Genomic DNA, 14,226 nt, shown 5'->3' with positions numbered 1-14,226 from the left:
TCTGGAGTAGACTGCACCACCTCCGCATTCATTAAGGACGTTGCCATGCTGAAGATCTGGGGCCGCAAGAATTCAAGCAATGTGCGCAAGGCGCTGTGGATCGCCCACGAGCTGGGTCTGGACTTCGAATCCATCGACGCCGGCGGCGCCTTCGGCGTGGTCAACGAGCCGCACTACCGCGCCCGCAACCCCAACGGCCTGGTGCCCATGCTGGAAGATGGCGACCTGACCCTGTGGGAGTCCAACACCATCGTCCGCTACCTGTGCGCCGAATACGGCGCCGAGCAGGGCTGGTACCTCGAAGACCCGCGCCAACGTGCCCTGGCCGACAAGTGGATGGACTGGACCACCTCATCCTTCGCCACACCGTTCCGCCCGTTGTTCTGGGGCCTGCTGCGCACCCCGGAAGACCAGCGCGACTGGGTGGCGATCAACGCCGCGCACAAGCAATGCGCCCAGCTGCTGGCCATCGCCGACGAAACCCTGGCCCAACAGCCTTACCTGTCCGGTGACCAGATCGGCATGGGCGACATCCCACTGGGCAGCTTCATCTATGCCTGGTTCGAAATGCCCATCGAGCGCCCGGCCATGTACCACCTGGAAGCCTGGTATGAGCGCCTGAAACAGCGCCCGGCCTATCAGGCCGCGGTGATGACCGCGCTCACCTGACCCTGCTTCGATAGTCATTATCAATAGATGTGACTGTACTTGTGCGGCCTGGCCTTGCACCATGGCCGCACTCACTGCGCCAGTGACTTTGCCTGGCGTGTCCTGCACCTTTTTCTTCGGTAAGTGACCCGCTATGAGTTCCGCCCTGTCCATCCGACAGCTCACCAAGACCTACGGCAACGGCTTTCAGGCCCTCAAAGGCATCGACCTCGATGTTGCCGAAGGCGACTTCTTCGCCTTGCTCGGCCCTAACGGCGCCGGCAAATCCACCACCATCGGCATCCTGTCCACCCTGGTGAACAAAACCAGCGGCACGGTCAATGTGTTCGGCCATGACCTGGACCGCGAGCCCTCGGCACTCAAGCGCTGCCTGGGCGTGGTGCCGCAGGAATTCAACTTCAACCAGTTCGAGAAAACCTTCGACATCGTCGTGACCCAGGCTGGCTACTACGGTATCCCACCCAAGGTGGCCAAGGAGCGCGCCGAGCAGTACCTGACCCAGCTGGGCCTGTGGGACAAGCGGGATGTGCAGTCGCGTTCGTTGTCGGGTGGCATGAAGCGCCGTTTGATGATCGCCCGCGCGTTGATCCACGAGCCGCGCCTGCTGATCCTCGACGAGCCGACTGCAGGTGTGGACATCGAGCTGCGCCGCTCGATGTGGAGCTTCCTCACCGAGCTGAACCAGAAGGGCATCACCATCATCCTCACCACCCACTACCTGGAAGAGGCTGAGCAGCTGTGCCGTAACATCGGCATCATCGACCACGGCACCATCGTCGAGAACACCAGCATGCGCCAGTTGCTGGGCAAGCTGCATGTCGAAACCTTCGTGCTCGACCTCAAGCAGGACCTGGCCAGCGCGCCGGTGCTGCAAGGCTACCCGTGCCGGCTGCTGACCCCGCACACCCTTGAGGTGCAAGTGGAAAAGGACATTGGCATCACCGCACTGTTCGGCCAGCTGGCGCTGCAGAACATCGAGGTGCAAAGTCTGCGCAACAAAACCAACCGGCTTGAGGAGCTGTTCGTGTCCCTGGTGGAAAAAAACCTGTCGAAGGTGGCCGTATGAGTGTGGAACTGCGCACCAACTGGGTCGCCCTGAACACCATCGTCTACCGCGAAGTGCGGCGTTTCCTGCGCATCTGGCCGCAAACGTTGCTGCCCCCGGCGATCACCATGGTCTTGTACTTCGTCATCTTCGGCAACCTGATCGGTCGGCAGATCGGTGATATGGGCGGCTTCACCTACATGCAGTACATCGTGCCGGGGCTGATCATGATGTCGGTGATCACCAACTCCTACGGCAACGTGGTGTCGAGCTTCTTCGGCAGCAAGTTCCAGCGCTCGATCGAAGAGCTGATGGTGTCGCCGGTATCGCCGCACACCATCCTCGTGGGTTATGTGCTGGGTGGCGTGCTGCGCGGGCTGGCGGTGGGGGTGATCGTGACCATCCTGTCGATGTTCTTCACCGACCTGCAGGTGCATCACCTGGGTGTGACCGTGGTCGTGGTGTTGCTGACGGCTACCATCTTTTCGCTGCTGGGCTTCGTCAACGCAGTGTTTGCGCGCAATTTCGACGATATCTCGATCATCCCGACCTTTGTGCTGACGCCGCTGACTTACCTGGGCGGGGTGTTCTACTCGATCAACCTGCTGCCGCCGTTCTGGCAGACCGTGTCGCTGGCCAACCCGGTGCTGCACATGGTCAACTCGTTCCGCTACGGCATCCTAGGGGTGTCGGATATCAGCATTGGCACGGCGATCACCTTCATGCTGGTCGCCACCGCAGTGCTCTATGGGGTGTGCGTTCGCTTGCTGGTCAGCGGCCGCGGCATGCGGGCCTGAGGCCTTGCACCGGCATTGGCGACGGCGCCATTGCCGGCCCACCCACCAGCGCCAGTACAGCATGGTGGCGAAGTAGCCGGCGATGCCCAGCACCACGCCGCACACCACCGAGCCGAGCAGGAAGGGTTGCCACAGCGTCGACAGCTGGTCGGTGATCCACTGGAAGGTCAGCTCGTCGGGCAGGGTGCGCGGCGGCACCTGCATCAGCCAGGCGCCGGTCATGTAAGTAACGAAGAACACCGGCGGCATGGTCAGCGGGTTGGTCAGCCACACCAGGCTGACGGCGATCGGCAGGTTGCCGCGCACCGGAATGGCCAGCGCGGCGGCCAGCAGCATTTGCGCCGGCATCGGGATCAACGCTGCGAACAGGCCTACACCCATGGCCCGTGCCACCGAATGGCGGTTCAGGTGCCAAAGGTTCGGGTCGTGCAGCAGTTTGCCGAAAAAGCGTAAGGACTTGTGTTCCCGAATGCTGGTCGGGTCCGGCATGTAGCGTTTGAAAAGTCGGCGCGGCATGTAGGCTCCCGGAGCGTTGATCCGGGCAGTATGCCCTGATTCGGATTCAGCCTCGTTTAGAGTTTGTGACAATTGTTGAGCAAGGGTTTCCGGCAATTGGGCTATGCCTCAGAGGGTGATTTGCTTTCTGGAGCTCTACCTCATGCGCACAGGGATGTTTGCGCTCGCGCTCGGGCTGTTGTGCCTGGGCTTTCTCCCCGTACTGCCATCGGTCGGATGGTTGATCGCGCTGGCTGCCTGCGCTGTCGCCAGCCTGTTCACCCGCGTGTGGCCGTTGGGTTGTTTTCTGCTGGGTTTGTGTTGGGCTTGCGGGTCTGCTCAGCTGGCCCTTGATGATCGCCTGGCTGCCGGCCTGGATGGCCGCACCTTGTGGCTGGAAGGGCGGGTGGTCGGCTTGCCGGCCCGAACGGCACAAGGCGTGCGCTTCGAGCTGGACGCTGCACGCTCGCGGCGGGCCGAGCTGCCGCAGCGCCTGCAACTGAGCTGGTTCGGTGGGCCGCCTCTGCGGGCGGGCGAGCAGTGGCGGCTGGCCGTGACCTTGCAGCGCCCGGCCGGGCTGTTGAACCCGCATGGGCCGGACCGCGAGGCGCAACTGCTGGCGCGGCGGGTGGGTGCCACGGGCACGGTCAAGGCAGGGCAGCTGCTGGCGCCAGTAACCGGTGGTTGGCGCGATGCGCTGCGTCAGCGCTTGCTCGCAGTCGAGGCCAATGGCCGAACGGCGGCGTTGGTGGCGCTGGTGCTGGGCGATGGGGCGGGCCTGGCCCGGGAGGACTGGCAGACGTTGCAGGCCACTGGCACGGTGCACCTGCTGGTGATTTCTGGCCAGCACATCGGCCTGGTGGCCGGTTTGCTGTATGGCCTGGTCGCCGGGCTGGCGCGTTGGGGGCTGTGGCCTGTACGGCTGCCGTGGCTGCCTTGGGCGTGTGGCCTGGCCATGGCCGCTGCGCTGGCGTACGGTTGGCTGGCCGGTGCGGGCGTGCCAGTGCAGCGCGCCTGCCTGATGCTGGCCGTGGTGTTGCTCTGGCGTCTGCGTTTTCGCCACCTCGGTGCACTGTTGCCGCTGTTGCTGGCGCTGGTCGTGGTGTTGCTGGTCGAACCGCTGGCGGCATTGTTGCCGGGGTTCTGGCTGTCGTTTTCCGCAGTCGCCACGCTTCTCTATTGCTTCAGTGCCCGGCTAGGGGGCTGGCGGCCCTGGCGAGCCTGGACGCGGGCGCAATGGGTAATCGCCATCGGTTTGCTGCCAGTGTTGTTGGCCACTGGCCTGCCGGTGAGCTTGAGTGCGCCGTTGGCCAATCTGGTAGCGGTGCCGTGGATCAGCCTGGCGGTGTTGCCGTTGGCGCTGCTGGGCACGGTACTGCTGCCATTGCCCGGGGTAGGGGAGGCGTTGTTATGGCTGGCGGGCGGGCTGCTGGACCTGTTGTTCCGGGGGTTGGCGTTGGTGGCGCAACAGCGCCCGGCCTGGATGCCGCCAGCATTGCCAGTGTGGGCCTGGTTGCTGGTTTGCCTGGGGGCGCTGTTGCTGCTGCTGCCTCGGGGCGTGCCGTTGCGTGGGTTGGGGGGCGTGATGCTGTTGGCCCTGTGGGTGCCGAGGGAGCCGGTGCCGCTTGGGCAGGTCGAAGTCTGGCAACTGGACGTCGGCCAAGGGCTGGCAGTGCTGTTGCGCACCCGCCATCACAACCTGCTTTACGATGCCGGGCCGGCCAAGGGTGACAGTGACCTGGGCGAACGGGTGGTGCTGCCGACCCTGCGCAAGCTGGGCGTGGCGGCCCTTGACGTGATGCTGGTCAGCCACGCCCATGCTGATCATGCGGGCGGTGCTGCCGCTATCCAGCGAGGTCTGCCGGTGCGGCGGATTATCGGTGGGGAAGCGCTGGGCGATGTTCCGTTGCAACCTTGTGTCAGCGGCGAGCGATGGGACTGGGATGGCGTGCGGTTTTCGCTATGGCGTTGGGCCGACGCACAGAGCAGCAATGACCGCTCTTGTGTGCTGATGATCGAGGCACAGGGCGAGCGATTGCTGCTGGCGGGGGATATGGAGGCTGGGGCCGAACGGGCCTGGCTGGCGGCCACAGAGGCGCCGGGAATCGACTGGTTGCAGTCGCCGCACCATGGCAGCCGCAGCTCGTCCAGCGAGGCTTTCATCCGTGCCACGGCGCCGCGCGGGGTGCTGATTTCGCGTGGGCGCAACAACAGCTTTGGGCACCCGCATGTGCAGGTGCTCGAGCGCTATCGGCGGTATGGGGTGGCGATACATGATACGGCGGTGGAGGGAGCGTTGCGGTTGGTGGTGGGGCGGCAGGGGGAGGTTGAAGGTGTTCGGGGGCAGCGGCGGTTTTGGCGGGCTCAACTGGACTAGGGGGGCCAGGTCTACGCCGATACATGTTCAGCGCCTGTCAGCCCCAACCCCAATTCCCTGACCTCCGGCAGATGAGCCCTCGCCGCGCCTATGGTAGAGTGGCGGCCTTTTTCCGAAGGGGCGTTTACTGTGTGGGAATTGGTCAAGTCCGGTGGTTGGATGATGCTGCCGATCATTCTGAGTTCCATCGCTGCCATGGCTATCGTCGTCGAGCGCCTGTGGACCCTGCGCGCCAGTCGCGTCACCCCGCCGCACCTGCTGGGCCAGGTGTGGATGTGGATCAAGGACAAGCAACTGACCAGTGACAAGCTCAAGGCCCTGCGTGCCGATTCGCCGCTGGGCGAAATCCTTGCCGCAGGCCTGGCCAACTCGCGCCATGGCCGCGAAATCATGAAAGAGTGCATCGAGGAAGCCGCCTCGCGCGTCATCCACGAGCTGGAGCGCTACATCAGCACCCTCGGCACCATTGCCGCCATGGCCCCGCTGCTGGGCCTGCTGGGCACTGTGCTGGGCATGATCGACATCTTCAGTGCCTTCATGGGCTCGCAGATGACCGCGAACGCCGCCGTACTGGCCGGGGGGATCTCCAAGGCCTTGGTGACCACCGCAGCAGGCCTGATGGTCGGTATCCCGGCCGTATTCTTCCACCGTTTCCTGCTGCGCCGCATCGATGAGCTGGTGGTGGGCATGGAGCAGGAAGCGATCAAGCTGGTGGAAGTGATCCAGGGCGACCGCGAAGTGGAAGTGGCCGGAGGCAAGGCGTGAAGTTCCGGCGCAATCGCCAGCGGGAGAACGTCGACATCAACCTGGCGTCGCTGATCGACGTGGTGTTCGTCCTGCTGCTGTTCTTCGTGGTAACTACCACCTTCACCCGCGAGACCCAGCTGCGTGTCGAGCTGCCCGAGGCCGCCAGCGCCGAGCAGGCGCCTGCCGACCAGGGCAAGCTGGTGGAAATCACCATCAGTGCCGAAGGCGTGTATTCGGTGAACAACCACTTGTTGCCCAAGAGCGACCTGGCCACCTTGAGCGAAGCCATCGAGCGTGAGTCGGGCGGTGACAACAAGCTGCCGCTGGCCATCAGTGCAGACGGCAAGACTCCGCATCAGGCTGTGGTCACTGCAATGGATGCCGCCGGCAAGCTCGGTTTCAGCCAGTTGCGCATGACCACCGTCGAGGCGGCCCAGGGCACGCCTTGATGGCTTTCACCGACCGTTTGCTCGCCGCCTGGTACGCCGGGCACCCGGCGCTGGCGCTGCTGCGCCCGCTAGAGGCGCTTTACCGCCGCGTGGTCACACGTAAACGGGCGCGTTTTCTCAGCGGTGAAAGTGCCAGCTACCGGGCGCCGGTGCCGGTCATCGTGGTGGGCAACATCACCGTCGGTGGCACCGGCAAGACGCCGATGATTCTCTGGCTGATCGAACACTGCCGCCAGCAGGGGCTGAAGGTGGGTGTGGTCAGCCGTGGCTACGGCGCCAAGCCGCCGCAGTTGCCTTGGCGCGTGCAGGCCGATCAAGCTGCCGGGCAGGCCGGTGATGAACCGCTGCTGATCGTGCAGCGCACTGGCGTGCCGCTGATGATCGACCCCGACCGCTCCCGTGCCGTGCAGGCGCTGTTGGCCAGTGAACCACTCGACCTGATCCTGTGTGACGATGGTATGCAGCACTACCGCCTGGCCCGCGACCTGGAACTGGTGCTGATCGATGCCGCCCGTGGCCTGGGCAACGGGCGCTGCCTGCCCGCCGGCCCGCTGCGTGAGCCGGCCGAGCGCCTGCAGGCTGCCGACGCGGTGCTGTTCAATGGCGCCAGCACAGACCGCACCGAAGGTTTCGGCTTCTGCCTGCAGCCGTCCGCACTGGTCAACCTGCGCAGCGGCGAGCACCGCGCGCTCGACCATTTCCCCGCAGGCCAGCGCCTGCACGCGGTGGCCGGTATCGGCAACCCGCAACGTTTCTTCAATACCCTGCTGGGGCTAAACTGGCAGCCGGTGCCGCACCCCTTCGCCGATCATGCGCAGTTCAGCGCCCAGAGCCTGGCGTTCAGCCCGCCGCTGCCGTTGGTCATGACCGAGAAGGATGCGGTGAAATGCCGGGCCTTCGCCGCTGACGACTGGTGGTACCTGACCGTCGAGGCGCAGCCCACCCCGGCGTTCAGCGCCTGGTTCGACAGCCAGCTGCAGCGCCTGCTGCGCAAGCCCTGAGCCCGTTTTCAATTTCCGGCCACCTGGCCTAAAGGAAGCCTTCAATGGACACCAAACTGCTCGATATCCTGGCCTGCCCGATCACCAAAGGCCCGCTCAAGCTCAGCGCTGACAAGACCGAGCTGATCAGCAAGGGCGCCGGCCTGGCCTACCCGATCCGCGACGGCATCCCGGTCATGCTGGAAAGCGAGGCGCGCACCCTGACTGACGACGAGCGTCTGGACAAATGAGCCTGGACTTCACGGTAGTGATTCCCGCCCGGCTGCGCTCCACGCGCCTGCCGGGCAAGCCGCTGCTGGCGATTGCCGGCAAGCCGATGGTGCAGCATGTGTGGGAGCAGGCGCGTAAAAGCGCTGCCAGCCGCGTGGTCATCGCCACCGACGACACCAGCATCCTGGAAGCGTGCCAGGCCTTCGGTGCCGAAGTGCTGATGACCCGCGCCGACCACGAGTCGGGCACCGATCGCCTGGCCGAAGTGGCCGCTCAGTTGGGCCTGCCGGCTAACGCCATCGTGGTCAACGTGCAGGGCGACGAGCCACTGATTCCGCCGGTCATCATTGACCAGGTGGCCGCCAACCTGGCGGCGCATCCTGAGGCTGGCATCGCCACCCTGGCCGAGCCGATCCATGAGCCGGAAACCGTGTTCAACCCCAACGCGGTCAAGGTGGTCAGTGACAAGAACGGCCTGGCCCTGACCTTCAGCCGTGCACCGCTGCCCTGGGCTCGCGATGCCTTTGCCAAGGACCGCAGTGTGCTGGCGCAGGGCGTGCCGTATCGCCGCCATATTGGCATGTACGCCTACCGCGTCGGCTTCCTTCAGGACTTCGTTGGCTGGGGGCCATGCTGGCTCGAACAGACCGAAGCGCTGGAGCAGCTGCGTGCCCTGTGGCATGGCGTGCGCATTCATGTCGAGGACGCCATCGAGGCGCCCGCCGTGGGTGTGGATACCCCTGAAGACCTGGAGCGCGTACGGCGCTTGCTGGAGGCCTGATGCGCGTTTTGTTCGTGTGCCTGGGCAACATTTGCCGTTCGCCCACTGCCGAAGGCGTGCTGCGCCACCAATTGCAGGCCGCCGGACTGGCCGACAAGGTGCAGGTGGCGTCTGCCGGCACGGGTGACTGGCATGTGGGCAAGGCGCCTGACAGCCGTACCAGCAAGGCGGCGCTGGCGCGTGGTTACGACCTTTCGCAGCAGCGTGCCCAGCAGGTCAAGGCGGCGCACTTCGCCGAATATGACCTGGTCCTGGCGATGGACGAGAGCAACCTGCGCGACCTGCGCGCCCTGCGCCCGCACAACGCAGTGGGCGAGCTTGACTTGTTCCTGCGCCGCTATGGTGCTGCGCTGGATGAAGTGCCAGACCCGTATTACGGCGGCGCAGACGGCTTCGAGCAGGTGCTGGACCTGGTCGAGTCGGCGTGCCAGGCGCTGGTGCTGGAAATCAAGGGGCGGCTATGACAGTGCAGTGGCAGGAGCAGGTATCGCTCAAGCCGTACAACACCTTCGGCATCGACGTGAAAGCCCGCTATTTCAGCCAGGCGCAGGATGACCAGCAGGTACGTCACGCGCTGAGCCAGGCGCATCAGCAGGGCCTGCCGGTGCTGGTGATCGGCGGCGGCAGCAACCTGCTGCTGACCCGTGACATCGATGCGCTGGTGCTGCACATGGCCAGCCGTGGTCGCCGTGTGCTCAGCGACGATGGCGAACATATCGTGGTCGAGGCCGAGGCGGGTGAGCCATGGCACCCGTTCGTGCAGTGGACGCTGGCGCAGGGCTATTGCGGGCTGGAAAACCTCAGCCTGATCCCTGGCACCGTGGGCGCCGCGCCGATGCAGAACGTGGGCGCCTATGGGGTAGAGATCAAGGACGTGTTTGCCGGCCTGACGGCGCTGGACCGCGAGACAGGTGAGCTGCGTGAGTTTGGTTTGGCGGACTGTGCTTTCGGTTATCGCGACAGCGTGTTCAAGCGCAACCCTGGCCGCTGGTTGATCTTGCGTGTGCGCTTCGCCTTGAGCCATACCCTGCAGGCCCGCCTCGATTACGGCCCGGTGCGCCAGCGGCTGACGGAGCAGGGCGCGACCGAGCCGACTGCCCAGGCGATCAGTGATGCCATTTGCAGCATTCGCCGCGAGAAGCTGCCAGACCCTGCGCAGCTGGGTAATGCCGGGAGCTTCTTCAAAAACCCGGTGGTGTCGGCCGCACAGGTCGAGCGTATTCGTGCGCATTACCCTGGCGTCGTGGCTTATCCTCAGGCCGAAGGCCAGGTGAAGCTGGCGGCGGGCTGGTTGATCGAGCAGGCGGGCTGGAAGGGGCATCGCGAGGGTGACGCCGGTGTTCACCGCTTGCAGTCGCTGGTGCTGGTCAACTACGGCCAGGCGAGTGGGGCGCAGATGCATGCGCTGGCGCAACGCATTCAGGCCGATATTCTGGAGCGGTTCGGGGTTGAGCTGGAGATGGAGCCTAACCTCTATTGATGCATTGCCAGTGCTGGCCCTTTCGCGGCTAAAGCCGCGCCCACAGGAGTTGCGCATGCCTTGAGGTAAGCACTGAACCTGTGGGAGCGTCTTTAGCCACGAAGAGGCCGCTAGAGGCAAAACACAAGGCCAATAAAAAGCCCCGCCAGTTCGCACTGGCGGGGCTTTTTCATTCAGCTTTGGCTATCAACCGTGATGAGGCTTGTGCTCATCGGCGGCTTCCAGGGCTGGCTCCTCGGAGGCAGCAGCAGCTTCCTGTGCAGCTTTGGCGGCAGCCTCGGCCTCACGCTTGCGGCGGCGCACTTCACGCGGGTCGTTCGGCGCACGGCCGTTGGCCAGCATGACAGTAGCAGGCTCTACCGCTACCGGGGCTTCGACCGGTGCCGGCTCGACCGCCACAGGTGCAGGCTCGGCCACAACTTCTGGCTGGGCTTCAACAACCGCTGCAGGCTGCTCGACAACCGGAGCGGCTTCGACCACGGTCGGGGCCTGTTCGATTTCACCGGCTTCGACCACCTGGGCCTCCACTGGCGCCTCGGCAACCACAACCGGCTCGGCGGCAGGTGCTTCCTCAACGGCTGGCTGCGGGGCGACTTCGACCACTGGCGCGGCAGTGACTTCGGCCACGACCACCGGCTCGCTGACAGGCTGCTCGACCACTGGGGCCATGGCGGCTTCCTCGGCCTTGGCGACCGCTTCGGCCTGCTCCACTTTTTCAGCCTGTTCAACCGGCTGGGTGGCTTTGCTGTTGTCGGTCTCTGCAACGACGGCAACTTCAGCGGTAGCACGCTCGGCCTGCTGGTTGGCCTGGGCCTCGGCGTCGGCACTGATGTTGCTGCTGGCGACAGCGGCAGTTACTGCCAGGCCAGCGGCCAGTTCGGCACCCAGCTCGGTGGCCTGGTGCTGTTGTGGCTGCTCTTCGCTGCTTTCTTCTTCGCCGTCGATCAGCTCGCCATTGGCGTTGCGCTGACGCTCGCGACGGTTGCTGCGACGACGCTGGCCACGGGAGCGGCGGCGCGGGCGCTCGCCATCGGTGCCTTCCTGCTCGTCTTGCAGCAGCTCTTCGTTCGGCAGTTGCTCTTCGGCCAGTTCGGCAGCCTGTTCAGCTGCTTCTTCGGCTACCCGTGGTTGACGCTCTTCGCGTGGTGGGCGTGGAGCACGCTCTTCGCGTGGGGCGCGTTCTTCACGAGGAGCGCGTTCTTCGCGTGGGGCACGCTCTTCACGCGGAGCACGTTCTTCGCGTGGGGCGCGCTCTTCACGCGGAGCACGTTCTTCACGTGGTGCGCGTTCTTCACGAGGAGCGCGTTCTTCACGGGCTACACGTTCTTCGCGTGGCTGACGCTCTTCACGTTCGGCTGGCGGGGTGGCATCCAGCGGCTCGCGCAGTTCGCGCACGCGCTCTTCGCCACGGTTGTTACGGCGGTCTTCGCGCGGCTGGCGTGGTGCACGTTCTTCACGCGGTGCACGCTCTTCGCGTGGGGCGCGTTCTTCACGTGGCGCACGCTCTTCGCGCGGAGCGCGTTCCTCGCGCGGTTGGCGTTCTTCGCGTGGCGCGCGCTCGGCACGCTCTTCACGCGGCTTGCGCTCTTCGTCACGGCGGCCGTTGCGGTTGCGGCTTTGCTGGCGGCCGTTGCGGCGCTCTTCGTTGCGCGGGCTGCGTTCGGCAGCCGGTTTTTCGGCGGCGGTAGTCACGACCGGTGCGGCAGCAGGCTCGTCCTTGCCGGCGAACAGGCTGACCAGCGACTTCACCAGGCCCTTGAACAGGCTTGGCTCCGGAGCGCTCGGGGCAGGGGCGACCTGTGCGGCAGGCTGCTGCTCTTCAGCGGCGGCGGGTACTGGCGCATTGGCGCGGGCCGGAGCGGTCTTCACCGCGGCCTCCTGGCGTACCAGGGTGCGGGTGGCGGTCGGCTGCGGCGCTTCTTCGGCCTCGGAGGCGGCGATTTCGTAGCTGGACTGGTTGTTCAGCACTTCCGGGTTGTCGTCGCGCAGGCGCTGGACTTCGAAGTGCGGGGTTTCCAGGTGGTCGTTCGGCAGGATGATGATGCGCGCACGGGTGCGCAGTTCGATCTTGGTGATCGAGTTGCGCTTCTCGTTGAGCAGGAACGCGGCTACCGGAATCGGGACCTGAGCACGGACTTCGGCGGTACGGTCCTTCAGGGCTTCTTCTTCGATCAGGCGCAGGATGGCCAGCGACAGCGACTCGACGTCACGGATGATGCCGGTGCCTGAGCAGCGCGGGCAGACGATGCCGCTGCTCTCGCCCAGCGACGGGCGCAGGCGCTGACGGGACATTTCCAGCAGGCCGAAGCGCGAAATGCGGCCAACCTGTACGCGGGCGCGGTCGGCTTCCAGGCATTCGCGAACGCGCTCTTCCACTGCGCGCTGGTTCTTCGCCGGGGTCATGTCGATGAAGTCGATGACGATCAGGCCGCCGATGTCACGCAGGCGCAGCTGGCGGGCGATTTCTTCGGCCGCTTCCAGGTTGGTCTGCAGGGCGGTTTCTTCGATGTCGCTGCCTTTGGTGGCGCGCGCCGAGTTGATGTCGATGGACACCAGGGCTTCGGTCGGGTCGATCACGATCGAGCCACCGGACGGCAGGTCGACTACGCGCTGGAAGGCGGTTTCGATCTGGCTTTCGATCTGGAAGCGGTTGAACAGCGGCACGCTGTCTTCGTACAGCTTCACTTTGCTGGCGTACTGCGGCATCACCTGGCGGATGAAGGTCAGGGCTTCTTCCTGGGCGTCGATGCTGTCGATCAGCACTTCACCGATGTCCTGGCGCAGGTAGTCGCGGATGGCGCGGATGATGACGTTGCTTTCCTGGTAGATCAGGAACGGCGCGGCGCGGTCCAGGGACGCTTCCTTGATGGCGGTCCACAGTTGCAGCAGGTAGTCGAGGTCCCACTGCATCTCTTCGCTGCTGCGGCCGAGGCCGGCAGTGCGCACGATCAGGCCCATGTCGCCCGGCACGGTCAGGCCGTTCAGGGCTTCGCGCAGTTCGTTACGCTCTTCGCCTTCGATGCGGCGGGAGATGCCACCGGCACGCGGGTTGTTGGGCATCAGTACCAGGTAGCGGCCGGCCAGGCTGATGAAGGTGGTGAGGGCGGCGCCTTTGTTGCCGCGCTCTTCCTTCTCGACCTGGACGATGACTTCCTGGCCTTCGCTGAGCACTTCCTTGATGTTGACGCGGCCTTCGGGGGCCTTCTTGAAGTATTCGCGGGAGATTTCTTTCAGCGGCAGGAAGCCGTGACGTTCGGAACCGAAGTCGACGAAGGCGGCTTCGAGGCTGGGTTCGATGCGGGTGATCTTGCCTTTGTAGATGTTGGCCTTTTTCTGCTCGCGCGCACCGGACTCGATGTCCAGGTCGTAGAGACGTTGGCCGTCCACCAGGGCTACACGCAACTCTTCGGGTTGAGTCGCGTTAATCAGCATTCTTTTCATGTTGTACCGTCGGTTTCCGGGCTGCCGGAAACGGCGTTCGGCACACACGACGTCTCATGGTCGGTGCCAAGGTGCGCAAAGGGTGGCCGGGCCACCCCCGTGTCGAGCGACGTTCGGCACCAGCCGGTTGCCCAGCCTGCCGTTGTCGCGACGACGCGTCCTGTTTGCTGCGGTGCCAACAAGGCCCCGGTGGCTTCGAATAGGAATCCGAATCAACCAAGCGGGCCTTGTGCACTCAGTCAGGAGGAGGAATCAACCGTCAGCCGTGGACGCCCGGGGGCATCTGTTCAGGACCTTATCCGCTCGCCAGCCGTCAGTGGGCTGGTGGCCGGACGCGGTGCTACACGGTCCGAGGGCTGTGCATCTCCACCCTGCACGTATCCCTGATAATTCGGGTGCTGCCGCGCGCTGAATCCGCAACGGGTTGCATTTTTCGCCACTGCAGGTACTGCACTGGCGCCATTCATGTCCAAGGCAGGTATTTCCGAAGCATTCGCCGTGCGTTGCGTGGAAGCGACGGGGCGGGCAGAGGTGCAGCGAAAAGAATCGGGTAAGCAGGTGAAACACCGCACTTGTCGTTTTTTTTCGGTCTTCTCTACACAGCGCTGGTGGCGATTCCAGGCAATTCGGTAAACTGGCGAAAACCCCGTAGGACGGCCTCGCGTCCTGGAGAATTGCGTTGGTCAGGGCCGGCAAAGAGCCTGGTGCCGCTGGCCTGCCGCTTTTGGCGGCGT

Annotated in this window: 12 protein-coding genes and 1 pseudogene; 11 read left to right on the top strand and 2 right to left on the bottom strand. The window is 64.8% G+C overall.

Features of this window, described 5'->3' with window-relative positions:
- The first annotated feature begins 45 nt into the window (after nt 1–45).
- From B9A31_RS08725 to B9A31_RS08715, 3 genes are all read left to right on the top strand, one after another.
- Nucleotides 46–669: a glutathione S-transferase gene (locus B9A31_RS08725; protein ID WP_019098551.1), complete on the top strand. Its 624-nt coding sequence runs from the start codon at nt 46–48 to the stop codon at nt 667–669.
- 133 nt (nt 670–802) lie between these two features.
- Nucleotides 803–1,735 (top strand): ABC transporter ATP-binding protein, encoded by a 933-nt coding sequence (locus B9A31_RS08720; protein WP_016715124.1) that lies wholly within the window; start codon nt 803–805, stop codon nt 1,733–1,735.
- Nucleotides 1,732–2,511: an ABC transporter permease gene (locus B9A31_RS08715; RefSeq protein ID WP_019098550.1), complete on the top strand. Its 780-nt coding sequence runs from the start codon at nt 1,732–1,734 to the stop codon at nt 2,509–2,511. The genes B9A31_RS08720 and B9A31_RS08715 overlap by 4 nt, the downstream gene beginning before the upstream one ends.
- Before the next feature lie 9 nt (nt 2,512–2,520).
- On the opposite strand, the pseudogene B9A31_RS08710 reads toward B9A31_RS08715, so the two are convergent.
- A pseudogene (locus B9A31_RS08710) lies at nt 2,521–3,027 on the bottom strand (DUF2062 domain-containing protein); the annotation flags it as partial.
- Between the two features lie 142 nt (nt 3,028–3,169).
- Here B9A31_RS08710 and B9A31_RS08705 point away from each other — a divergent pair.
- The 8 genes from B9A31_RS08705 to murB all read left to right on the top strand — a co-directional run bounded on the left by B9A31_RS08705 (nt 3,170) and on the right by murB (nt 10,051).
- Complete coding sequence (locus B9A31_RS08705; protein WP_084296882.1) at nt 3,170–5,383, top strand: DNA internalization-related competence protein ComEC/Rec2; 2,214 nt, start codon at nt 3,170–3,172, stop codon at nt 5,381–5,383.
- A gap of 129 nt (nt 5,384–5,512) precedes the next feature.
- A complete protein-coding gene (locus B9A31_RS08700) occupies nt 5,513–6,148 on the top strand; it encodes a MotA/TolQ/ExbB proton channel family protein (protein ID WP_016391244.1) in 636 nt (211 codons plus the stop codon).
- Nucleotides 6,145–6,579 carry an ExbD/TolR family protein gene (locus B9A31_RS08695; protein ID WP_012271149.1) on the top strand — a complete coding sequence of 145 codons (435 nt, stop codon included), beginning with the start codon at nt 6,145–6,147 and terminating at the stop codon, nt 6,577–6,579. The genes B9A31_RS08700 and B9A31_RS08695 overlap by 4 nt, the downstream gene beginning before the upstream one ends.
- Nucleotides 6,579–7,580 (top strand): tetraacyldisaccharide 4'-kinase, encoded by a 1,002-nt coding sequence (lpxK, locus tag B9A31_RS08690; protein WP_084296881.1) that lies wholly within the window; start codon nt 6,579–6,581, stop codon nt 7,578–7,580. Before B9A31_RS08695 ends, lpxK begins: the two co-directional genes overlap by 1 nt.
- A gap of 44 nt (nt 7,581–7,624) precedes the next feature.
- Nucleotides 7,625–7,810, top strand: coding sequence for a Trm112 family protein (locus B9A31_RS08685; protein ID WP_003247142.1), 186 nt, complete (start codon nt 7,625–7,627; stop codon nt 7,808–7,810).
- Entirely contained in the window at nt 7,807–8,571 is a 765-nt protein-coding gene (gene kdsB, locus B9A31_RS08680; RefSeq protein WP_019098599.1) for a 3-deoxy-manno-octulosonate cytidylyltransferase, read from the top strand. Before B9A31_RS08685 ends, kdsB begins: the two co-directional genes overlap by 4 nt.
- A complete protein-coding gene (locus tag B9A31_RS08675) occupies nt 8,571–9,035 on the top strand; it encodes a low molecular weight protein-tyrosine-phosphatase (RefSeq protein WP_016715130.1) in 465 nt (154 codons plus the stop codon). Before kdsB ends, B9A31_RS08675 begins: the two co-directional genes overlap by 1 nt.
- On the top strand, nt 9,032–10,051 hold the full coding sequence (gene murB, locus B9A31_RS08670) for a UDP-N-acetylmuramate dehydrogenase (protein ID WP_025754830.1): 1,020 nt from the start codon (nt 9,032–9,034) through the stop codon (nt 10,049–10,051). The genes B9A31_RS08675 and murB overlap by 4 nt, the downstream gene beginning before the upstream one ends.
- Nucleotides 10,052–10,237: 186 nt before the next feature.
- Here murB and rne read toward each other — a convergent pair whose 3' ends face one another.
- A complete protein-coding gene (gene rne, locus B9A31_RS08665) occupies nt 10,238–13,492 on the bottom strand; it encodes a ribonuclease E (RefSeq protein ID WP_084296880.1) in 3,255 nt (1,084 codons plus the stop codon).
- Nucleotides 13,493–14,226 lie beyond the last annotated feature (734 nt).

The sequence above is a fragment of the Pseudomonas sp. URIL14HWK12:I5 genome (assembly GCF_900176445.1).
Classification (GTDB): domain Bacteria; phylum Pseudomonadota; class Gammaproteobacteria; order Pseudomonadales; family Pseudomonadaceae; genus Aquipseudomonas; species Aquipseudomonas monteilii.
The sequence above is the reverse complement of the archived record's forward strand: the minus strand, read 5'-3'. Positions and strand labels throughout refer to the sequence as shown.

Bases quoted from the DNA above. Each gene is read 5' to 3' on its own strand.
- B9A31_RS08725 (WP_019098551.1), top strand. From the start codon at position 46: ATGCTGAAGATCTGGGGCCGCAAGAATTCAAGCAATGTGCGCAAGGCG.
- B9A31_RS08720 (WP_016715124.1), top strand. From the start codon at position 803: ATGAGTTCCGCCCTGTCCATCCGACAGCTCACCAAGACCTACGGCAAC.
- B9A31_RS08715 (WP_019098550.1), top strand. From the start codon at position 1,732: ATGAGTGTGGAACTGCGCACCAACTGGGTCGCCCTGAACACCATCGTC.
- B9A31_RS08705 (WP_084296882.1), top strand. From the start codon at position 3,170: ATGCGCACAGGGATGTTTGCGCTCGCGCTCGGGCTGTTGTGCCTGGGC.
- lpxK (WP_084296881.1), top strand. From the start codon at position 6,579: ATGGCTTTCACCGACCGTTTGCTCGCCGCCTGGTACGCCGGGCACCCG.
- B9A31_RS08685 (WP_003247142.1), top strand. From the start codon at position 7,625: ATGGACACCAAACTGCTCGATATCCTGGCCTGCCCGATCACCAAAGGC.
- kdsB (WP_019098599.1), top strand. From the start codon at position 7,807: ATGAGCCTGGACTTCACGGTAGTGATTCCCGCCCGGCTGCGCTCCACG.
- B9A31_RS08675 (WP_016715130.1), top strand. From the start codon at position 8,571: ATGCGCGTTTTGTTCGTGTGCCTGGGCAACATTTGCCGTTCGCCCACT.
- murB (WP_025754830.1), top strand. From the start codon at position 9,032: ATGACAGTGCAGTGGCAGGAGCAGGTATCGCTCAAGCCGTACAACACC.
- rne (WP_084296880.1), bottom strand. From the start codon at position 13,492: ATGAAAAGAATGCTGATTAACGCGACTCAACCCGAAGAGTTGCGTGTA.